This window comes from Streptococcus sp. DTU_2020_1000888_1_SI_GRL_NUU_041A, from assembly GCF_032387735.1.
Taxonomy (GTDB): domain Bacteria; phylum Bacillota; class Bacilli; order Lactobacillales; family Streptococcaceae; genus Streptococcus; species Streptococcus sanguinis.
Genome location: NZ_CP135591.1, coordinates 2308550 through 2329573, shown reverse-complemented (window position 1 = coordinate 2329573; position 21024 = coordinate 2308550). Strand labels below are relative to the sequence as shown.

Genomic DNA, 21024 nt, shown 5'->3' with positions numbered 1-21024 from the left:
GATGAAAAAACAAGAATTACCTGATTTAAGTTGGCTGGATGCTTATCGGACAGCCAGTCCCAATTTTGGCTTGGAGCGGATGGAGCGTTTGCTGGAGTTGCGAGGGAATCCGCATTTGCAGCTACCAGTCATCCATATTGCGGGGACTAATGGCAAGGGTTCAACCATTGCCCATCTGCGCCAACTTTTGGAGGTGCGAGACCAGCGTGTTGGCACTTTCACCTCTCCCTACCTAGTCAGCTACAATGAGCAGATTGCCATTAATGGCAATGCGATTTCCGACCAAGATCTTCAGCGATTGCTGAGCCTTTATCAGGACCTCTTAGCCCAGCATGCGACAGACTCTGGCTTGCAGGGGGTGACTGAGTTTGAGATTGTAACTGCTCTAGCTTATGATTATTTTGTCCAGCAGCAGGTGGATGTGGCTATTATCGAGGTCGGCATGGGTGGGCTTTTGGACAGTACCAATGTCTGCCAGCCCTTGCTGACTGCTATCACAACAGTCGGTCTGGATCATGTGGCCTTGCTGGGTGACAGTCTAGAGGCTATTGCCCAGCAGAAAGCTGGCATTATCAAGCCTGGAGTTCCCATTGTGACCGGTAGGTTGGAGCCAGAGGCTCTGGCAGTAGTTGAGCAAAAGGCTGCTGAAAAAGATGCTCCGCTCTTTTCTTGGTCTCAAGACTATCAAGTGGAACATCAAGAGTCAGAGGAGGGGGAGTGCTTTTCCTTTTCGAATGCCTATCGGGCCAAAGACTTGTATCAAACAGCTCTGATGGGACTGCATCAGGCAGATAATGCTGGACTAGCTCTGCACTTGTGCGACCTATACTGTCAGCTACAGTCGCTGCCCTTATTGACAAAAGCAGAGGTTGAGAGGGCTTTGCTTGCTGCTGTATGGCCTGGGCGTTTGGAAAGGATATCGGATCAGCCGCTTATCTTGCTGGATGGAGCCCATAATCCCCATGCCCTGCGGTCGCTAGCTGCGACATTGGACCAGCATTATCCGACTTATAAGAAGCACATTTTATTTGCTTGTATCCAAACCAAGGCCTTGGATGATATGGTGGAGTTGCTGCAAAAGATTCCCAAAGCAGCTATAAGCTTGACAGCCTTTGCTGATCCGCGGAGTTTTTCTAAAGAGAGCATGCAATCCTTGGCTGAGCAGCAAGGCCTCTCTTACAAAGAATGGCCGGATTATTTAGCAGATTATTTAGCAGTAGAGCATGAGTCAGATGAGCTTTTGCTGATTACGGGTTCTCTTTATTTTCTGGCTCAGGTTAGAAAATCAATCCTTGAGAATCGCAAGTTAAACTTTGCTGAGCGTCCTTCTCAGTCAAGTCAATTATCAAAAAATAAAAATGAACATAGGAGCATATATGGACACGAAGAAAATTGAAGCAGCTGTTGCCCAGATTATTGAGGCGGTTGGAGAAGACGGAAGCCGCGAAGGTTTGCAGGAGACGCCACAGCGCATTGCTAAAATGTACCAAGAAATCTTTGCTGGGCTGGGCGAGACTGCTGAGGAGCATCTGGCCAAGTCTTTTGAAATCATTGACAATAATATGGTAGTGGAGAAGGATATTTTCTTTCATTCCATGTGTGAGCATCACTTCCTGCCATTTTACGGAAAAGTTCATATCGCCTATGTGCCTAATGGTCGGGTAGCAGGCCTGTCCAAGCTGGCCCGAACAGTAGAGGTCTATGCCAAGAAACCGCAGATTCAAGAGCGATTGACCGTAGAGATTGCTGAGGCCTTGATGGACTATCTGGGTGCTCAAGGGGCCCTGGTCTGGGTGGAAGCTGAGCATATGTGTATGAATATGCGCGGAGTCAGAAAGCCTGGCACTGCAACGGTTACTACAGCAGCGCGTGGCGTTTTAGCGACGGACAAGGATCTAAAAAATGAAGCTTACAAACTGATGGGGCATTGATCTTATCAGTAGTAGAGCGTGTCGGGAAAGGCTAGATAGTTTTATCAAGGATAAAATGCAGAAACTTGAATCAGAAAGGATAAGAAAATGGATCAGCTGCGCATTAAGGATTTGGAAGTGTATGCTTATCACGGTCTGTTTGGAGCAGAGAAAGAATTGGGCCAGCGTTTTGTGCTGGATCTGATTTTGGACTATGATATGACTCGGGCTGCCAAAGCAGGCGATCTGACAGCTTCTATCCACTATGGAGAATTGGCTCAGGATTTGACCCACTGGTGTCAGGAAAGCAAGGAAGACTTGATTGAGACGTTGGCTTACAAGCTGATTGATCGGATTTTTCTGACTCATCCTTTGGTGCAGAAGGTCAGCTTGGAGGTCAAGAAGCCTTGGGCACCCGTGCCGCTGCCTTTAGAGACCTGCTCAGTCAAGCTGGTGCGTCAAAAGCGGAAAGCCTTTATCGCTCTGGGGAGCAATCAAGGAAACCTAGCTGCCAATCTGGATGCGGCTTTGGAAAAAATAGCAGAGCAAAATATAAGAGTTTTGCAGGCATCAAGCCGTATCCAGACAGAGCCTTGGGGTGGCGTTGAGCAGGATCCGTTTCTCAATCAAGTTGTTGAAGTTGAGACTTGGCTCAATCCTGAGGAGTTAATGCAGACCCTCTTGGCTATCGAAGCGGATATAGGGCGCGTGCGGGAAATCAAATGGGGTCCGCGTGTGATTGACCTGGATATTCTTTACATAGGACAGGAAGAGCTATACAGTCCGGACTTGATTGTTCCTCATCCTTATGTGGCTGAGCGAGCTTTTGTCTTGCAATCTCTGGTGGAAATCGCGCCACACTTTGTCGATCCCGTGCAGAAAAAAAGCATCCACCAGCTCTGGGATGCGGTTGAAAAATGAGAAAAGAAACTTGTCGCAAGGCAAGTTTTTTTATTGTCTGAACTTTCTCTGAACTTGCCCCTGTATACTAAAGAAAAATCAAAAGGAGTTCAGTATGGAACATATAGTGAAAATAGAAGGAGTCTGCAAAAAGCATGGCAGCAAGCAGATTTTAGAAGATATTTCTTTTACAGCTAGAAGCGGGCGGATTACAGCCTTTCTGGGCCCAAATGGTGCTGGTAAAAGCTCGACCTTGAGGATTCTCTTGGGGTTAGATCGGGCGACGTCTGGGACTGCGACTTTTGATGGGCAAACCTATCAGTCAATGACCTATCCGCTCAGAACGGTAGGTGCAGCCTTTGACGGCATTGGCGGTCTGCCAAATCGAAAGGTCTATGACCACTTGAGGATTATTGCGGCGAGTAATGCTATTTCCAAGTCTCGAATCGATGAGGTTTTGGAGATGACTGGAATTACTCATAAGAGGAAGGACCTTTTGTCAAGCCTGTCTCTAGGGGAAAGTCAGCGGCTGGGTTTGGCAGCAGCTTTGCTGGGTGATCCTCAGTTTCTTATATTAGATGAGCCGACCAATGGACTGGATCCAAGTGGGATCAAGTGGTTTAGAAAGTTCATCCGTCAGCAGGCTGATTTAGGGAAAACGGTACTTCTATCTTCTCATATCCTATCAGAGGTGCAAATGGTGACAGATGATGTAGTCTTGATTCATCATGGGCGAATTATTGAGCAGGGACAATTGGAAGAGGTGCTGCAAGATTCAGACAGCCTAGAAGATCTCTTCTTTGATTTGACAGAGGAGGTTTAAGATGAAAGAAACGATGTCCTTACTGCATTCAGAATGGTTGAAAATTTGCTCAACCAAGGCTTTCAAAGTGAGTATAGCCTTCATGCTGCTATTGGTGCCTGTCGTATCCTGGCTGGAGGGCCGACAGTATTTATCTGTCGGCTTGGATGCCACACCTGAGACGGTTCCCGGTCTGGCAGAAGCCATTGACCCGCTGGAATATCTAGGCCTCAACGGGGCCTCTATGGCAGTCATGGTTTTGGTCATTCTAGCTGGAATTTTGGGAGCTATGGAATTTCAGTCTCATAGCTTGAGAACCAGTCTTTTGACCTGTAATAACCGCCTGAAGTTGCTTGTGGGGAAACTTATGACCTTTACTTGCTTTTCTCTTGCCAGTAGCTTTTTATCAATCTACTTTAGTTATATGGTCATGCATCTGGCTTTAGGAAAGGAAGGGCTTGATCCGATTCTGCTCAATAAGGCAGCTTTGAGTTTGATTTTGTGGAAAACCTTATCTCTAACCCTCTTGGGGATCCTTTCATTTTTGTTAGGTTTATTGGCTCGGACCATGCTAGTTCCTCTGCTTTTTCTCGTGCCACAGATCTATAATCTGGGAAACTACTTGGCAGCTCACACGAGTTGGGGAACTTATCTGCCACAGCCAGCAGGAGAGTTGTTTGCGGCAACGCCAACTTCCCAATATGCCAACAATCCCTTCCAAGGGTTGTTGATACTTGGTGCATGGTTACTAGTCATCGGCGGCATGACCTCTCTGCGCTTTTTGAAGACGGATTTAGGAGGGCGATACTGATGATAATAGCTCTGATTAGAAGTGAATGGATTAAATTCCGTTCTTACTATCTCGCTCTTGGTGCAGCCTTGGTGGCTCTGGTAATCGTTCCATTTTTTCTGATGAATCTTGACTACAGTCAGACAGCAGTTGGCCAGACGAAGGCTCTGAGCGAGGCTTTGCATGCCCTCTATCTGGCGCAGCCTGTCATCGTCATCTTTACTTCGCTCTATTTTGCTCAAGAGTTTGTCAAGTCTGGGATGCGAACGAATTTTCTAACCGTATCAAATAGAAGGGCTTGGTTGGCTGGGAAAATCCTTTTTCTGGCCGTGCTGCTCCTGATCCTCTACAGTATCATGATAGGCAGCTGTTTCCTTGTTATGCTGGGTCGTTTTGACCTAGACTTTAGCTGGTCCTTACTGGGGAAATTCCTCTATTACAGCTCTTTTTGTCTTCTCAGCAATCTTTTTCTGGCTTTCTTAACTGCCGGCCTAGCTTTGCTATTTCAATCTTGGGTTGTGCCGGTGTCGGTGCTCTTTCCTCTCTTGATTGGTCTCAGCCGTTTATTGGCAACGTTCATCAAGGAAGCAAAATACCTGCCCGATCTGGCTACCCTAAATCTTTTTGAGTATGAAGGGCTTCAGCATTCAATAGATCTATCAGGGCTGGGAACACAGCTGTTATGGTTAGCTTTGGTTTGGAGCTCTGCTATATTCTTAACCTTGAAACGAGATGTTCGCTAGAGGTATGCTATAATGGAATTCATGAGACAGTATCGTATTTTGGTGGTTGATGACGACCAGAGCATTTTGAAGCTGGTGAAAAATGTCCTGGAGCTCGATGCTTATGATGTGACGACGCTTAATCGGATAGAAGAGCTAGAATTGACGCATTTTGTCGGATATGACTTGATTCTGCTGGATGTGATGATGGAGCCTGTTAATGGTTTTGAGCTGTGTTCCTACATTCGTCCTCATCTTTCGTGTCCAATCATCTTTCTGACGGCCAAGGAGTTGGAGGCGGACAAAGTGGAAGGGCTCTTTCGAGGAGCAGATGACTATATTGTCAAACCTTTTGGGACCAAAGAATTGCTGGCGCGTGTCAGAGCTCATCTTCGGCGGGAGGAAAGACGTGAGGAGCGCTATTCTGAAATTGCTTCTTGTCAATTTTATCCAGAGCGCTATGAAGTTGCCTGTTCTGGTAAAGTCTTGAAATTTTCAGAGCGAGAGTTTAAGTTACTGCATTTACTTGCTAGCAATCCCAAGCAGACCTTTTCAGCTGAACGCCTGCATATCTTGCTTTATCCAGAAAGCTCAGAAACACAGCTTCGCTCCATCTCAGAATACGTATATCAAATTCGCCAAAAATGCAAACAAGAAGGGCTGCAAGCAATCGCAACAGTGAGAGGAGTAGGCTATAGATGGCAATTAGGACCCGAAATTTCAAAAGTCTAGTCTGGACAACCAGTTTAAAAATCGTCTTTTTTCATGTTTTGATTTTTGTGCTTATAGGTTATGAATTTACGCAAGGCAGTGATCACGTTCTTTTCACCTTGTTCTTTTGGGCAGGGAGCTTGCTGCTGATTACTTTTTATCATATTTTGAAATTGCTCCGAAAAATCGACAGGGAAATAAAGATGCTAAAGAGTGAGAAGCTTTTAGAAGAAAATCAAAGCCAGCTTTTTCGGATCGAGGAAATGCTCGAAGTTTATAGCGATTTACGGAGCAGCCATCAAGAAAATGCTCGTCTTCTAGAAAAAGAGCAGCAGCATAATCAGGAGTTGATTTTACAGCTATCAGCGACATCGCACGATTTGAAGACGCCCCTAACTGTGATCAAGGGGAATGCTGAGCTCTTGGAATTGGCGCAGTTGGGCTATCCACAGGCAGACTATGCTGCTGAGATTTTGCAGGCTAGTCACAAGATGGAAGAGTATTGTGGCTCTTTGATTGATTACGCTAAGACTTTTCAGATTGATTCTAATCAGTTCAGTCAGCTTTCCTTAGGGGACTTTTTGGCTTATCTCCAGGACGATTGGGCACTGTTCAGCAAACAGGAAAGCTATCGTTTCTATCTCCAAGAAGATTGTGATCTTAGTCTGATTTTGTCAATTCATTTGGACTATCTCAAGCGAGCTTTGCTCAATATTTTACTGAATGCGCTTGAATATGCTAATCAGGACCAAAAGGAAGTGAAGCTGATGGTATCAGTGCAGCAGGACCAGTTAGTTTTTGCTATCTGGAACAATGGTCCTGCATTTTCAGAGGAGATGCTGCTAGGAGCGGAACAGCTCTTTTACCAGAGTGACCAAAGCCGCAATTCAGCTAATCCTCATCATGGTATCGGTTTAGCCTTTTCTAAGCAGGTAGCTCTCTTGCACGGTGGTCGTCTGACTCTGCTCAATCCAGACCAAGGAGGAGCATGTGTCGAGTTGGCTGTGGCTTTAAAAAGCAAATAACAAAGGAAATCAATAAAGATGATGAAAGGACTGCAATGTTTAAATTTTCAGTCCTTTTTTTGCCGCTTTCTTCTTGACAAAATATGTAAAGGGAGCTATACTATATTTGAAAAGTAAAGCTTATTTTACATTGTGAAAAGGAGGCAGCCTTGGAAAATCGAATTCAAGAATTACGAAAAAGAAAAAAGCTCAGCCAGGAGGAGCTGGCTGAGAAGCTAGAGGTCACGAGACAAACGATTATTTCTTTGGAAAAAGGCCGCTACAATGCCTCGCTGCTTTTGGCTCATAAAATTGCATCCTTTTTCAATTTAAGGATTGAAGAAGTGTTTCTCTTTGAGGAGGATGAATCATGAAATGGACTTATTTGTGTAAATGGATATTGGCTATTTTGGTGGTGGTTGGCTTATCTTATCTCCATTTGCAAGCCAATTTTATACCTAAGGAAATCCTGCCTTTTGTGGGAGTTATCTTGATTGTGGTGATGTTGAAAATTTTTCAAGCGTATGAAAAATAGGAGGCTGACATGGAAACATTAACTAAACAAGAATTTCGGAAAAAACTTCAAAGGAAGGTTATCGTAGGGCGTATCTTAACCTTTATCATCTTGGTAGGACTGGCCTGGAGCCACTTTCATTCTCTGGATGATCAGCAGGAAGGAGTCATGGTCGGCATACTGCTGGGGCTTTCTTTGCTGACCATTCGGTATAATCTTGCCCTAAGACGGGAGGAAAATTTTGAGAAGCTCTACATTCAGGTGACTGATGAGCGCAATCGCATGATTGACGAAAAGACTCGCACTCTGCTTTTTAATATTCTTTTGCTTCTGGCAGCGTGCTTGAGCGTTTTGTCTATGGTTTTTCCAATCATCTTAAGTCTCAATCAGTTTCTGACCTTGACCATTATCTTGGTTTTGGGACTTTACTATCTTTTGCGCTTTCTCCTGTCCAAGCGTTATTAACAAAAAAAGCTGGCGACGCCAGCTTTCTAAACAAGCTTTTAACAGAGCTTGTTTTTATTTTCTATAGAGTCTATCATACTGGTAAACGGGGTCCATGGTAATATGGATGCCTAGTTTGCGCAGGACGTTTTTGTCTTCATCAGTCAGAGTGACGGTGGAGTGGGCCTCGCTGCCCTTGAGATTGCCGAGTTGTTGCATGGCATTTGCTGCATCTTGATTTTCCATGGCTGTGATTGCCAGAGCCATCAAGATTTCGTTTGAGTGGAGGCGAGGATTGCGGCTGCCCAGATGATTGATTTTCAGGCCTTGGATTGGCTTGACATACTCAGGCTCGATCAGCTTGGTCCCTTTGGCGATATTGGCTAATTTCTTAATGGCATTAATCAATACAGCTGCCGTAGGGCCAAAGAGTTCAGAGGTCTTACCGGTTACGATTTCACCGTTTGGCAATTCCAAGGCCAGAGCTGGCTCGCCAGTGGTTTCAGCTTTATCGCGCGCAACAACTGTTACTTTACGGTCCAGCGGTGTGATGCCCAAGTCGTTCATCAAAAGTTCGATTTTCTTGACAGCAGATTCAGAAACGCGCTCCGCCTTGAAGTCCAGAATAGTTTGGTAGTAGCGACGGATGATTTCCTGTTGAGATGCCTCGATAGCCGCATCATTATCTACAATGGCAAAGCCGACCATGTTGACGCCCATATCCGTTGGAGAAGCATAAGGTGATTTTCCAAGGATGCGCTCTAGCATACGTTTGAGGACTGGGAAAATTTCAATATCGCGGTTGTAGTTAACAGTGGTTTTTCCGTAGGTCTGCAGATGGAAAGGATCAATCATGTTGACATCGTCCAGGTCTGCTGTCGCCGCCTCATAAGCTAAATTGACCGGATGGTGTAGGGGCAGATTCCAAACGGGGAAGGTTTCAAACTTGGCGTAGCCTGATTTGATGCCATTGATTTGGTCATGATACATGTTGGACAAGCAAGTAGCCAATTTACCAGAACCAGGACCAGGTGCGGTCACAACGACTAAATTACGGCTGGTTTTGATGTAGTCGTTTTTCCCCATACCTTCAGGTGAGATGATATGGTCCATGTCGGTCGGATAGCCCTTGATTGGGTAGTGGATATAGGAGGCAATGCCATTCTTTTCCAGCTGGCTGCGGAAGAGATCAGCTGCCGGCTGACCGGAATACTGGGTGATGACCACTGAGCCTACATAAATATCCAGCTCGTTAAAAGTATCAATTAGTCGCAGCACTTCCTGATCATAGGAAATGCCCAAATCACCACGCGCCTTAGAGTGCTCAATGTTGTTGGCATTGATAGCAATGACAATTTCTACTTGGTCTTTGAGCTCTTTGAGCAGTCTGATTTTATTGTCTGGCTCATAGCCTGGCAGGACACGGGCAGCATGGAAGTCTTCCAGCATTTTACCGCCGAATTCCATGTAAAGTTTGCCCTCAAATTGATTAATGCGCTCTAAGATATGGTCGCGCTGCAGGTTTAAGTATTTCTCAGAATCAAAAGCAATTTTTTTCATGTATATTTTCACCTCTGCTAAGCATTATAACAAAATTTTCTTCAAATTGGAAAGTTGAAAGGGAAAGTATTAGACAAAAGAGATAGCAGCCCGAATGAAGAACGGGCTGCCTTTTGAAATTAATAGTTGGTAATCGTGTCCACCGTTGAGCGATCCAGCTTTTTGACCAGAGCTTGCAGGAAAGCTTGGGCTTGTAGGAAATCGTCCATGGCATAGAGAGTTTGGTGGGAATGGATGTAGCGGGCGCAGACACCTATGGTAGTAGATGGTACGCCGCCGCTTTGGAGATGAGCAGCACCAGCATCCGTTCCGCCCTTGCCGCAGTAGTATTGATACTTGATACCTGCTTCCTCAGCAGTTGTCAAGAGGAAGTCCTTCATAGCTGGCAGCATGAGATGACCAGGGTCAAAGAAGCGAATTAGCGTTCCGTCGCCGATGGCTCCTTGACCGCCGTAGATGTCACCCGCTGGGGAGCAGTCCACAGCCAGGAAGACCTCAGGGGCAAATTTTGTCGTAGAAGCATGGGCACCACGCAGGCCAACCTCTTCTTGAACATTGGCACCGACATAGAGTTGGCTGTCTAGTGGTTGACCAGACAAGGCTTGAGCTAATTCGCTGACCATTAGGACGCCGTAGCGATTGTCCCAGGCTTTGGAGATGATATTTTTCCCGTTAGCTGTGAGAATAGCAGAGCTGTCTGGCACGATCGTGTCTCCTGGACGGATGCCGTAGCTTTCGGCTTCCGCCTTATCCGCAAAGCCTCCGTCAAAGACAATATCTGCAATTTGTGGCATAACTGGTCCGCCAGATCCGCGCGTCAGATGAGGAGGGACAGAGCCTGAGATGACAGGAATTTCCCGACCTTCACGGGTAAAGAGTTTGAAGCGTTGGCTGCTAACGACCAGCGGGTTCCAGCCACCGATTTCCACTACACGGAAAGTCCCGTCGGGCTTGATCTCGCTGACCATAAAGCCGACCTCGTCCATGTGAGCCGCTACCAATACACGGGGAGCATTTTCAGCTTCTGCATGGCGTACCCCAAAGATACCGCCTAGACCGTCAGTGACGATCTCATCGACATGCGGAGTGATTTTTTCCCGCAGGTAGCTGCGAACAGGTGCCTCGTGACCTGAAATAGCAGAAAGCTCTGTTACTTCCTTGATTTTTGAAAATAATGTTGTCATAAACTTACCTTCTTTCTGCTCCCTATTTTATCACTTTTTGCGGTAAATGAGTAGGAAAATCTTATAGCTTGCCTGAATCAAGAGGACTGCCCGCTTAGGAATCCAGCTTCTCCCAGGAAAATCTGGAATATTGTTTGTCGCCTCTGCTCTTTTGTGTTAAAATATTCTACATGAAAGCTAAAAAAATCATTTTAACCACAACCGCCCTTTTGGGGGCTGGAGCGCTGGCTTTTGGGGCAGCCAAAGTCGTACAGGAGCAGAAACGACTGCGTAATCGTGAGGAAATCGTCGAGCTTGTGCGAGATTTCTTTTCCAGTCAGGGTACTATTTCCTGCCTTTATGTCAAGCTATACGAGTCCACAGATGACCGCTTGGTTGGTGGTCTGGTCCTAGAGGATGACCGTCATTTTGCCTTTGTCTATGAAAATGGTCAGCTAAGCTACGAGGAAGAAGCATGATTATCCCTACAAATTTAGAGGGATTGGCTTCTTATGTCAATGATGGGGAGAAGACTGTCTTCTTTTTCACGGCTGAATGGTGCGGAGATTGCCGATTTATCCAACCTTTTTTGCCAGAGATAGAAGGGGAAAATCCTGACTATCGCTTTATCCAAGTGGACCGTGATGCCTATTTGGATCTGGCCAAAGAGTGGGACATTTACGGGATTCCCAGCTTAGTAGTGTTGGAAAAGGGACAGGAGATTGGCCGTCTGGTCAATCGTGACCGCAAGACCAAGAGCCAAATCAATGAATTTTTAGCTAGTATAAGAGAAAAAGGGAGCGTAAAATGATTTTTACCTATAATAAAGAATATGTCGGCGACGTGTTGATGATTATTGCTGCGGACAATCAAGGAGCTAAACTGGCAGCTGAGCGCAAGGGACGGGTAGCGCGTGTTTACCGCGAAGACAATGGCCAGACTGTTGCTTGGAATATTTTTGAGCAGTCAGACCTTTTTGAAATTGCAGAGCGCGGACAGGTCTTTTTGACAGATGAGCAAGTGGTCATTCTCAATCAGGAGCTAAGCAAGGAAGGATTCCCAGCGGACTTGGTCAATGACAGCCAGCCGAAGTTTGTGGTTGGAGAAATCGTTGATATGGTAGCTCATCCAGATAGTGATCACCTGAATATTTGCCAAGTGCAGGTAGCTGCTGATAAGACCGTTCAAATCGTGGCCGGTGCTCCTAATGCCAAAGTCGGCCTCAAAACGATTGTGGCTCTGCCGGGTGCTATGATGCCGAAAGGGAATTTGATTTTCCCGGGAGAACTTCGAGGCGAAAAGAGTTTTGGGATGATGTGCAGCCCACGGGAACTTCAGTTACCTAATGCGCCTCAAAAACGCGGCATCATTGAATTAGCCGATAGTGAACTAGTTGGAACCGCCTTTGATCCAGCCAAACATTGGCAGGGATAAGGGAGAGGATTCAACATCATAAAAAGCTCAGAAATGGGCGGGGTATCCTAATAACATCCGAAATATAAAATAGGGCGAAACGATTTGTGTAGTCGTTTCGCTCTTTTTTTATAGTAATAAATTTAGCGTTATAAATCTATCTCATGCTAATGCTAGAGAAAATAAATGATTAACAGATGAAAAATCAATCTAACACAATGATGAGTATAATGAATTTGCTTCTTACTCATTTTTCTGTCATAGAAAAAACTTACTGAGATCAAAATTAAAAGTATGGATATTAAAGTTTTCAGTAAAAAATTGAAGAAAAATAAATTCAGAAGGGTTAGGAAAAATAAAAATAAACTTACGATTAATGAGATTTTGGAGCTGCCAATCTTCTTTTTATAAGCAAAATAGGTTGAAAATAATAAGAGAATGGAGTAAACAAAAGCTATATAGTTCATTAGATATCCTCCGTAATCTAAAGTGATTTGTCTTAACAATCACAACACTGTCTCAAAAGAAGACGCAGTCGCTATTACTTTGCGAGTCGGTTGATGATTGAGGAGTGGCTGTGGGAATCTGGCTCGGAGTGCTGTATTTGTATTGGTAGATAAGGCTGTTTAGGCTGTGGTCTTCCAATGCTTTGAGGCGCTTTCTCTTGAAAACAATACCGATGAGCTGGCTGTCAGGATAGGCATAAATTTTGTGGTGGGGATGGTTAAAGGCTGCAAAGTCATGGAAACCGTCCTCCATCCAAAGACTAATCTCGGATTCTTCACTGTCTCGGCTGTAGCGAGCATGACTAATCTGCTGCATAGGAATGCAGTAGGTGGCAGCTGATAAGAGTCCGCTATAATAGTAGGTTACATTTTCGTGGTCAAAGGAGAGGATAGTCGCATGAATGGTTAGCCTGCGAATAGCAAAGATAAGGAGCAGTAAGAAGAAAGCAGCAACCAGCAGACTAAGGACAAAGAAACTAGTGTCTTTGTAGGGGTTGGAGCTAGTTAGGTAGTCTACGGCAGCCCAGGCAGAAAAACCTCCGAACCACAGAGAAATCAGGATAAAAATAAGATTTTTCACAGGGGAATGTTTAATGGCCATCGGAGCCTCCATTATACAAATCTAATAGGAAGGGGACAAAAAGCTGCAACTTTCCTTTTTATCTATACTATACCACATTTTTTTCACTTTTTGCCTCCTTTTACGAATGATAAGTTAGGAGGATATAAAATGTATAATAAAGTAATTGTAATCGGCCGGCTGACGGCTACGCCTGAACTGCACAAGACTGCGAATGAAAAATCTGTGGCCCGCGCAACGGTCGCGGTTAATCGTCGTTATAAATCTCAGAGTGGTGAGCGTGAAGCGGATTTTGTAAATGTCGTTGTCTGGGGTCGTCTAGCTGAGACTTTAGCCAGCTATGCAAGTAAGGGCAGCTTGATTTCTCTGGATGGTGAGCTACGGACTCGTCGCTATGAAAAGGAGGGGGCGACACATTATGTGACAGAGGTGCTCTGTCATAGCTTCCAGCTGCTGGAAAGTCGGGCCCAGCGCGCTCTGCGTGAAAATAATAGCGGAGCTGATTTAGCAGATTTGGTGTTGGAAGAAGAGGAACTTCCCTTTTAAGCAAGAAGCAAAGACTGGGAAATGACCTTGCTCTAAAAAATCATCATTCAGTTTTGCAGGATACAAGATCTGTTTGACTGAAAGTCTATTTCTATCAAGCTTTTAAAAGTTTAATTATGATTGTCGAGGTGGGACCAAGAATCAAAAATCATGGATTTTTTAGATTCTGTCTCGCCTCTTTTATTATAGCCATTTCTGGAAAGATTTTGCTTTTTGGTAGCTTTGTAATATAATAATCCTATATGTTTCATAAAGGCGCTTACGGCATAGGGGGTGAAAAATGGTATCAACTAAGGTCAAAAAACGGATACAGCATTATCAGAAGAAGGCTCTCTGGCCGCTTTTCATTCTGCTTATCTTGGTTTTGCTTTTTGTTTATTTCAAGGGCGTTCTGCCAGATGAGAAGCAGGTCAAGATTGGGGTGACCTACATGACCATGAACAATGACTTTTACAAGACCTTAAATGCGGAGCTGGAGAAGAAAACCAACCAGCAGGGCAGCAGGCTCTACGTTCGGGATCCTGAGCTGGATGAGGGCAAGCAGAGCCAGCAGATTGACTTTTTTGTCCGAGAAAAGGTTGATGTCATTGTCATCAATCCGGTGAAAAGCAATAGTCCAAGTATCATTTCCTCTCTTCAAAAGGCCAAGAAAGCTGGTATTAAAATCATCGTAGTAGATGCGCCTATCAGTCAGGATGTAAAAGTGGATACGACTATTGTGTCTGATAACTACCAAGCAGGCGTCCTGATTGCCCAGGACATGATGAAGCGTCTGCCTTCTGCCAATATTCTCCTTCTAGAGCACCGCAATGCCGTCTCTGCCATGGACCGGATTCAGGGATTTATTGATACGATTGAAAAACAGCCTAGCTACAAGATTATTTCCCAGAAAGAAACACTAGGCCAGACTGAGGAAACCATGCCGCAGGTCAAAGGGGCTCTGGATGAAGGTTTAGACTTTAATGTAGTTATGGCGCTCAATGATCGAGCAGCCATCGGGGCCTTGGCTGCTATTAAAAATCAAGGTCTTGATAAGAAAATCTCAATCTATGGCGTGGATGGTTCACCAGATATCAAAAACTTTCTGGCTACGACTAGCGACATAGAGGGGACCGTGGCCCAATCGCCCATTCAGATGGGACGCAAGGTGGCGCAGGTAATTGAGCTGATGCAAGAGGGGAAATCCTACGACAGCCAATACCTGATTCCAGTTCATCTGGTTAATAGGGATAATATCAGTCAATACACAGTTACAGGGTGGCAATAATGAGACCTCAAAAAAGTATATTTTACAGCAAAATAGCCTTGATGGTCATCAATCTGGTTGCCATTGTCTATAATGCGTCCATCTATCTCTTTGCGACCAACTATGTAGCAGCTAAGGGCTTCAGTCACTCGCTTTTGGAGCGTTTGGATGCCATTCCGGGCTCTCCCAGCTTGATTTTCTGGGTATCAATTAGTCTGTATGCCTGTCTGCTTTTGGTCATGTACTATCGCGAGCGCCACCCCAATCAGCTGTCCGTCTATGACAAGGCGACCATTATTGAAATCCTGCTCATGCTGGTCATCTTTTCCGTATTACACTCGTCCTACAATGGCTTGATTCTCTTGGTGTTTGCGGATATTTTCTATGGCTCTAAGGAGTTCAATTCTTCCAAGGACAAGAAGTACTGGTTTTCTTTCATTATTTTGAGCTTTGGCATGCTGCTCTTGTCCAACTATGACCTCATGTCGCTCTTTATCAAGCTGCCTTCTCTAGATACCTATATTCGTTTTTACCCAGAGTCCGTCCGGTTGTTACTGCTTTTTGGCAAGAACTTTCTCTACTCCCTCAATATAGTTGTCTTTATGATTTCCTTGCTCTTCTATATCTTGTCGGCTATTACAGAGCGTCATCGGATTGAGGAAGAGCTGCGCATGGCTTCTCAGGCCAATCGCGAGTTGAACTCTTATCTGGCCTTGTCCGAAAAAATAGCAGAAGATCGAGAGCGGAAGCGGATTGCAAGAGAGATTCACGATACATTGGGCCATGCCCTAACGGGAATTTCGGCGGGTATTGATGCGGTCAAGGTCTTGGTTGATATTGATACCAATCGGGCTAAGGAGCAGCTCAATAATGTCTCAGTCGTTGTTCGAGATGGTATCCGTGATGTCCGAGGCTCGCTCAATAAGATGCGGCCGGGAGCTCTGGAAAATAACACTTTGAAGGAAGCTCTGATTAAGATTATCCGTGAGTATGAAGCCATCTCTAATTTGGAGATTCATCTCCGCTACGAATGGGATAATATTGACCTGGATATCGCCAAGGAAGACATTGTCTTCCGGGTGATTCAGGAGTCTATTACCAACTCTGTCCGCCATGGGCATGCCAAGACTATCTGGATTGAGTTGCTGGAGGAAGAAGAAGCTTATGTAATGACCATTCAGGATGATGGTGTTGGATTTGATGAACTCCATTATGGCTATGGCCTCAAGCAGATGCAGGAGCGCCTAATGATTATTGGCGGAAGCGTCCGCTTTGAAAATCGGGACGGTTTCTACACGCATATCGAAATCCCAAAAATAGGAGGAAGACATGATTAAGGTTTTAATAGCAGACGATCAGGCCTTGATTCGCGAGTCTCTGCAAATCATCCTGTCAGCCCACGCTGATATTGAGGTTGTCGGGACAGTTGGAGACGGCAAGGAAGTGCTGGAAAAGCTTCATCGGGTGCGCCCAGATGTGATTTTGATGGATATTCGCATGCCAGTCATGGACGGTGTTCTCTGTACTAAGGCTGTCAAAGAGCAATATCCGGATGTTAAGATTATCATTCTGACAACCTTTGATGACGATGAATTTATCTTCTCCGCTCTCAAATACGGTGCGTCTGGTTATATTCTCAAAGGGGTTTCGACAGAAGAACTTCACGAAGCCATTCAGACTGTCTATCGAGGCGGAGCCATGATTAATCCCAATATTGCCACCAAGGTCTTCAAAATCTTTTCACAGATGGCCCAGTCCAACTTTGCTATCACGGTGACGGAGGAAAATATAGAGGACATGAGCCGGACGGAGTGGAAGATTATCCAGCAGATTGGCTTTGGGATTTCTAATAAAGAAATTGCAGCCAAGCTCTTTCTGTCAGAAGGGACAGTCCGAAATTACCTGTCAGGCATCCTAGCCAAGCTAAACTTGCGCGACCGAACCCAGCTGGCTATCTGGGCTGTGCAGACCGGAGTCACCCAGAGAGATTTTAGTAAGGAAAACGACAAATGAAGTGGAGATTGAGACATTTGGCCCTGCTGGTTGTCCTGATCATATCTGTTGCTTTGGCTTTTGTATTTTGGGCTTCAGCTCAGGAAAAAGTCCTGCGTATCGGGGTCTATGCTGGATCTAGCTGGGATGTGCCTAATAGCCGCGAAAACAAGGTCTTGGACAGTCTGATTAAAAAATTTGAAAAGACGCATCCTCATGTCAAGGTCGTCTACGAAAGCGGTATTCCCAAGGATGATTATGCTGACTGGTTGGCAGAGCAAGTCTTGAAAGGCGAGCAGCCGGATCTCTTTATGGTACCGGAAAACGACTTTAGCATGTTGGCTTCGACTAGCGCGCTCAAATCCTTGGATACCCTCTTAACGGATGATGAACGGACAGCCTTTTATCCAGTGGCTTATGAAGCTGGGCAATATCAGGGAGTCAGCTATGCTCTTCCAGTTGAGAGCAATCCTATCATGATGTGTGTCAATAAAGACCTGCTTGAAAAAGAAGGGATTAGCATTCCTGAGTCAGGTTGGACCCTGGCGGATTTCTATGAGATTTGCAAGAAAGTAACCAAGGATACCAATGGCGATGGTGTGGTGGATCAGTACGGTATAACAGATTACACTTGGCAGCAAGCTCTGGTAGCTTATGGCGGCCATCTTATCGATAAATCCGGTATCAATGTAGACAGCTCAGAGATGCACCAAGCCTTGGCCTTTATGAGCAAGCTAGACATGCTCAGCCAGCATTATAAGGTGAGTTCTAATGACTTTGATGAGGGGCGCGTGGCTTTCTATCCTATGAGTCTGGCCCAGTATCGGACCTACAAGCCCTACCCTTACCATGTTGCCAAGTATTCTAGCTTTTCTTGGACCTGTATCCCGATGCCGACTGCCAATAGCCAGGTGATGGGAACACAGGTTAAGACCTCGCTCTTTGCCATGTCTTCCAATAGTAAGCAAGAGAAGCTGGCTTGGGAATTTATGCTCTTGCTATCACAGGATAAAGAAAGCCAGCAGACCTTGTTTGAAAAATCGCAGGGGACCTCAGTCTTACCATCTGTGGTGAAAAGTCAACAGGCTAGAGAAATCTTACAGGCTGATGATTTTGGCTTGGATTCCTTGACTTCTGAGAGGCTAGACCACATGATGAATCGCTCCATCATTGACATCAGTCTGGAAGTGGACCGTCATACGATGGATCGGATGGACTATCTGATTCAAAATGCTATGCAGAATCAAGAGATTGATAGTGCCTTGCCGAGCATTCAAAGAGAAATAGAAAGCGGAAAATAATCTGCTTTCTTTTTTATTGCCAATTAAATCAGAAAAAGTACAGCTGCCTAGACCAATATGACAAATGTCATATTTTTCCTAACAAATGTCATCTGGGCAAAGTGACATTTGACAATATGAAACCGGTTCCATATTCTGTACAATAAAATCATAAATAAATCCTTCGTCATCTAAAGCCTGACTGGGCTACGAGCTAGAAGGATAAAGGAGGCAGGAAAGATGAAATACCTTGTACTGGTCAGCCATGGGGGACTGGCTGCAGGCGTGCAGAGTTCCTTGAAGATGTTTGCCGGAGACAAGACGGATCAGGTGATTGCGGTCGGTCTTCAGGAAGGCAAGTCAGTTGATGATTTTGCAGTTGATTTTACTCAGGCCTTGGCTGGTTTAAGCGCTGATGACAGTGTCTTAGTTCTGGCTGATATTGTAGGAGGCAGTCCTCTGACGACAGCAGCTAGCGTCTTAGCTGACATGGGTAAGCTCGACTCAGCAGTTATCTTGGGAGGTTTGAACCTGACCATGGGACTGACTGGCTTGGTTATGAAAGACATCTTGGACGGAAAAGAGCTGGCTCAGGCCATCCTTTCCGAGGCTACAGCTGCTTTGCAGGAATTTGAAGTCGTAAGCGATGCAGCTGACGAAGATGAAGATGACATTTAGTGCTTCCGCTATACATTATAAAAGATAAAAGGAGATTTTAAAGATGACAGTATCATTTGTACGGATTGACGACCGCATGATCCACGGTCAAACAGTCACTCGCTGGGCTAAGGAATACCCTTGTGATGGCTTGATTGCAGTTAATAATGCAGCCGCAGGAAACAAGGTTTTGATTCAGGCCTACAAGGGAGCTTCTGACAAGAAGACTTTTGTTTGGACCAAGGAAGCCTTCAAGGAAAAATCAGGCAAGGTCACAGAGTCAGACAGCCGTTATTTCCTCATTACGAAAAATCCTGTAGACATGAAGGAAATCCTAGTGGACCAAGGTTTTGTACCTGGGGATGTTAAGGAAATCATCGTCGGTCCTGCTAATGACCGTCCGGGAGCTGTTAAGCTGGGCAACAACCAGTCCATCACTCAGGAAGAGGCAGAAGCGATTGAGGCGATCGAAAAAGCTGGCTACAAAGTCAAATTCCAGCTCTTACCAGATGTTTCCATCGGTTACTGGAGCGATTTCAAGTCTAAATTTGGTTTTTAATTACAATAATGAAAAGGAGAGTCTATTATGACAATTTCTTGGCTGCAAGCCGCTTTACTGGGTCTTTTTGCTAGTTTAGCTTCTATGCCTGGTATGGGTGGTTCTAGTATTGGTAACTACACTCTGGGACGTCCTCTGGTCGGAGGCTTGATTAGTGGCTTGATTCTTGGAGATTTAAAAACAGGGATTATGGTTGGGGTAGCCCTTCAGGTCCTCTATATCGCTCTGGTAACACCAGGTGGTACAGTTTCCGCTGACGTGCGGGCGATCTCTTACATTGGGATTCCTCTCGCAATCTTGTTTGTTCACTCTAAAGGAATCACGTCTGAATCTGCTATCGCTGCAGCAGCTGCACCAATCGGAGCAGCAGTTGGTACTATCGGTACAGTTCTCTTCTATGGAACAGCTACTACAAACTTGCTTTGGCAACATATTGGTTGGAAAGCTGTTGAAAAAGGCGAATTCAAAAAGCTTTACGCTGTTGACTGGGTCTATCCTTGGATTTCCCACTTTGTCTTCTCTTTCCTTCCAACCATGATCATCACGAAGTTTGGTCCGAATATGGTTGAACTGATGAAAACCCACCTGCCAATGGATGGCTTCATCATGAAATCCCTCTTTACAGTCGGAGCTCTTCTCCCATGTGTCGGTATTGCCATTCTCTTGAAACAAATCGTTACCAAGGCTGCTGACTTTATCCCATTCTTTGTGGGCTTCACCTTGGCTAAGTCACTTGGTCTTAATTTGGTTGCCAGTGCAGTTGTTTCATTGATTTTTGCAGTAATTTACTATGAATTGGAAGTAATCAAATCAGCTCGAGTAACCGCGCCGGCTGGTGGAGCTGATTTTGATGACGATGAGGAGGATATCTAAGATGGCTGAAAGAAAGAAAATAACTAAAAAGACTTTAGCGAAATCATTCCACCATTGGTACTATGGTCATTTGACTTGCTTCTCTCAAGAGCACATGCAGACTTTCGGCTACTTGACCTCTATGCTGCCAATCGTGGAAGAACTCTACAAAGACAAAGCTGAGCAGAAAGAAGCTATGCAGACCTATACAGCTTTCTTCAACACAGAACCTCAGCTTGGAGCTTTGGTAGTGGGGATTACAGCTGGTTTGGAAGAAGCGCGTGCCAATGGTGACGCTGTTGACGGCGAAACTATCAATGGTATGCGTGCCGGTCTCATGGGACCTATCGCAGGTATCGGTGACTCTTTGGTTGTTGGAACTTTGATTCCAGTTCTGCTGGGGATTGCCCTTGGACTCTCTAAAGGTGGAAATCCTATCGGCGCTCTCTTCTACATCCTTGTCTGGAATGTTCTCATCTATGGCGGTATGCGCTTTGCCTACTTCAAAGGCTATGAATTAGGGGACAAGGCGGTAGAATTCCTTGTAGGACCTAAAGGACAGGCGCTTCGTAAGGCAATCAGTGTCATTGGTGGTATGGTTATCGGGGCAGTTGCTGCAACTTGGGTATCTGTAACGACTTCATTAGAGCTGAAAAATGCTGATGGCGAAGCTTTCCTGAAGTTGCAAGAAAAGATTGATGGTGTTTATCCAGGTCTCTTAACAGCTGGCTTTATCACGCTTTGTTGGTGGCTGATGGCCAAGAAAAAAGTATCACCAAACCTCGTTATGCTCCTCTTGGTTGTCATTGCTTTGATTGGTGTAGCGCTTGGCATCTTTGACCCTCAACTTAAATACTAATTCTCGCTCAATTT

26 protein-coding genes are annotated in these 21024 nt (G+C 45.2%); 23 read left to right on the top strand and 3 right to left on the bottom strand.

What is annotated here, in order from left to right; genetic code table 11:
- The first annotated feature begins 1 nt into the window (after position 1).
- The 11 genes from RSK81_RS11505 (at position 2) to RSK81_RS11455 (ending at position 7818) form a co-directional block, all read left to right on the top strand.
- On the top strand, positions 2-1396 hold the full coding sequence (locus tag RSK81_RS11505) for a folylpolyglutamate synthase/dihydrofolate synthase family protein (RefSeq protein WP_315686878.1): 1395 nt from the start codon (positions 2-4) through the stop codon (positions 1394-1396).
- Positions 1377-1931, top strand: coding sequence for a GTP cyclohydrolase I FolE (gene folE, locus RSK81_RS11500; RefSeq protein WP_002896758.1), 555 nt, complete (start codon positions 1377-1379; stop codon positions 1929-1931). Before RSK81_RS11505 ends, folE begins: the two co-directional genes overlap by 20 nt.
- An 87-nt stretch (positions 1932-2018) precedes the next feature.
- The gene (folK, locus tag RSK81_RS11495; protein WP_002903491.1) at positions 2019-2831 is read left to right on the top strand and encodes a 2-amino-4-hydroxy-6-hydroxymethyldihydropteridine diphosphokinase; all 813 of its coding nucleotides are present in this window, start codon (positions 2019-2021) and stop codon (positions 2829-2831) included.
- A gap of 94 nt (positions 2832-2925) precedes the next feature.
- Positions 2926-3633, top strand: coding sequence for an ABC transporter ATP-binding protein (locus tag RSK81_RS11490; RefSeq protein ID WP_002903490.1), 708 nt, complete (start codon positions 2926-2928; stop codon positions 3631-3633).
- A 1-nt stretch (position 3634) separates the two neighbouring features.
- On the top strand, positions 3635-4423 hold the full coding sequence (locus RSK81_RS11485; protein ID WP_315686877.1) for a lantibiotic ABC transporter permease: 789 nt from the start codon (positions 3635-3637) through the stop codon (positions 4421-4423).
- The gene (locus RSK81_RS11480; protein WP_315686876.1) at positions 4423-5145 is read left to right on the top strand and encodes a lantibiotic ABC transporter permease; all 723 of its coding nucleotides are present in this window, start codon (positions 4423-4425) and stop codon (positions 5143-5145) included. The genes RSK81_RS11485 and RSK81_RS11480 overlap by 1 nt, the downstream gene beginning before the upstream one ends.
- 12 nt (positions 5146-5157) lie before the next feature.
- Positions 5158-5856, top strand: a complete 699-nt coding sequence (locus tag RSK81_RS11475) for a response regulator transcription factor (RefSeq protein WP_002918346.1) — start codon at positions 5158-5160, stop codon at positions 5854-5856.
- Entirely contained in the window at positions 5823-6860 is a 1038-nt protein-coding gene (locus RSK81_RS11470) for a HAMP domain-containing sensor histidine kinase (protein WP_315686874.1), read from the top strand. The genes RSK81_RS11475 and RSK81_RS11470 overlap by 34 nt, the downstream gene beginning before the upstream one ends.
- Positions 6861-7009: 149 nt before the next feature.
- Positions 7010-7213 carry a helix-turn-helix transcriptional regulator gene (locus tag RSK81_RS11465; protein WP_002896748.1) on the top strand — a complete coding sequence of 68 codons (204 nt, stop codon included), beginning with the start codon at positions 7010-7012 and terminating at the stop codon, positions 7211-7213.
- Positions 7210-7374, top strand: a complete 165-nt coding sequence (locus tag RSK81_RS11460; protein ID WP_080980268.1) for a hypothetical protein — start codon at positions 7210-7212, stop codon at positions 7372-7374. The genes RSK81_RS11465 and RSK81_RS11460 overlap by 4 nt, the downstream gene beginning before the upstream one ends.
- Positions 7375-7383: 9 nt before the next feature.
- The gene (locus RSK81_RS11455) at positions 7384-7818 is read left to right on the top strand and encodes a hypothetical protein (RefSeq protein ID WP_002923049.1); all 435 of its coding nucleotides are present in this window, start codon (positions 7384-7386) and stop codon (positions 7816-7818) included.
- A gap of 54 nt (positions 7819-7872) precedes the next feature.
- Here the strand turns inward: RSK81_RS11455 and RSK81_RS11450 are convergent, their stop codons facing one another.
- Positions 7873-9357 carry a DUF1846 domain-containing protein gene (locus tag RSK81_RS11450; protein WP_315686872.1) on the bottom strand — a complete coding sequence of 495 codons (1485 nt, stop codon included), beginning with the start codon at positions 9355-9357 and terminating at the stop codon, positions 7873-7875.
- Positions 9358-9476: 119 nt separating this feature from the next.
- Complete coding sequence (gene pepA / locus RSK81_RS11445; protein WP_002903482.1) at positions 9477-10541, bottom strand: glutamyl aminopeptidase; 1065 nt, start codon at positions 10539-10541, stop codon at positions 9477-9479.
- 170 nt (positions 10542-10711) lie between these two features.
- Here pepA and RSK81_RS11440 point away from each other — a divergent pair, with 170 nt between their 5' ends.
- Genes RSK81_RS11440 through ytpR form a run of 3 tightly spaced genes read left to right on the top strand, consistent with a single transcriptional unit; the run spans position 10712 to position 11954 of the window.
- Positions 10712-10999 (top strand): DUF4651 domain-containing protein, encoded by a 288-nt coding sequence (locus tag RSK81_RS11440; RefSeq protein ID WP_002903480.1) that lies wholly within the window; start codon positions 10712-10714, stop codon positions 10997-10999.
- Entirely contained in the window at positions 10996-11331 is a 336-nt protein-coding gene (locus RSK81_RS11435; RefSeq protein WP_002903478.1) for a thioredoxin family protein, read from the top strand. The genes RSK81_RS11440 and RSK81_RS11435 overlap by 4 nt, the downstream gene beginning before the upstream one ends.
- Positions 11328-11954: a YtpR family tRNA-binding protein gene (gene ytpR / locus RSK81_RS11430; protein ID WP_002903477.1), complete on the top strand. Its 627-nt coding sequence runs from the start codon at positions 11328-11330 to the stop codon at positions 11952-11954. The genes RSK81_RS11435 and ytpR overlap by 4 nt, the downstream gene beginning before the upstream one ends.
- A 498-nt stretch (positions 11955-12452) precedes the next feature.
- On the opposite strand, the gene RSK81_RS11425 is transcribed toward ytpR, so the two are convergent.
- Positions 12453-13040, bottom strand: a complete 588-nt coding sequence (locus RSK81_RS11425; RefSeq protein WP_002911087.1) for a hypothetical protein — start codon at positions 13038-13040, stop codon at positions 12453-12455.
- A 129-nt stretch (positions 13041-13169) separates the two neighbouring features.
- Here RSK81_RS11425 and RSK81_RS11420 point away from each other — a divergent pair, with 129 nt between their 5' ends.
- The 9 genes from RSK81_RS11420 (at position 13170) to RSK81_RS11380 (ending at position 21010) form a co-directional block, all read left to right on the top strand.
- Positions 13170-13565, top strand: a complete 396-nt coding sequence (locus RSK81_RS11420) for a single-stranded DNA-binding protein (protein ID WP_002896737.1) — start codon at positions 13170-13172, stop codon at positions 13563-13565.
- A gap of 280 nt (positions 13566-13845) precedes the next feature.
- On the top strand, positions 13846-14832 hold the full coding sequence (locus RSK81_RS11415; RefSeq protein ID WP_002903471.1) for a substrate-binding domain-containing protein: 987 nt from the start codon (positions 13846-13848) through the stop codon (positions 14830-14832).
- The gene (locus RSK81_RS11410; RefSeq protein ID WP_002911092.1) at positions 14832-16148 is read left to right on the top strand and encodes a sensor histidine kinase; all 1317 of its coding nucleotides are present in this window, start codon (positions 14832-14834) and stop codon (positions 16146-16148) included. The genes RSK81_RS11415 and RSK81_RS11410 overlap by 1 nt, the downstream gene beginning before the upstream one ends.
- Positions 16141-16824 carry a response regulator transcription factor gene (locus RSK81_RS11405; RefSeq protein WP_002911094.1) on the top strand — a complete coding sequence of 228 codons (684 nt, stop codon included), beginning with the start codon at positions 16141-16143 and terminating at the stop codon, positions 16822-16824. Before RSK81_RS11410 ends, RSK81_RS11405 begins: the two co-directional genes overlap by 8 nt.
- On the top strand, positions 16821-18104 hold the full coding sequence (locus RSK81_RS11400; RefSeq protein ID WP_002911095.1) for an ABC transporter substrate-binding protein: 1284 nt from the start codon (positions 16821-16823) through the stop codon (positions 18102-18104). The genes RSK81_RS11405 and RSK81_RS11400 overlap by 4 nt, the downstream gene beginning before the upstream one ends.
- 219 nt (positions 18105-18323) lie before the next feature.
- A complete protein-coding gene (locus RSK81_RS11395; protein WP_002896730.1) occupies positions 18324-18761 on the top strand; it encodes a PTS sugar transporter subunit IIA in 438 nt (145 codons plus the stop codon).
- A 43-nt stretch (positions 18762-18804) separates the two neighbouring features.
- Positions 18805-19299: a PTS system mannose/fructose/N-acetylgalactosamine-transporter subunit IIB gene (locus RSK81_RS11390; protein WP_002896729.1), complete on the top strand. Its 495-nt coding sequence runs from the start codon at positions 18805-18807 to the stop codon at positions 19297-19299.
- Positions 19300-19326: 27 nt separating this feature from the next.
- The gene (locus RSK81_RS11385) at positions 19327-20172 is read left to right on the top strand and encodes a PTS mannose/fructose/sorbose/N-acetylgalactosamine transporter subunit IIC (RefSeq protein WP_002896728.1); all 846 of its coding nucleotides are present in this window, start codon (positions 19327-19329) and stop codon (positions 20170-20172) included.
- A complete protein-coding gene (locus RSK81_RS11380; RefSeq protein ID WP_002896727.1) occupies positions 20156-21010 on the top strand; it encodes a PTS system mannose/fructose/sorbose family transporter subunit IID in 855 nt (284 codons plus the stop codon). The genes RSK81_RS11385 and RSK81_RS11380 overlap by 17 nt, the downstream gene beginning before the upstream one ends.
- Positions 21011-21024 lie beyond the last annotated feature (14 nt).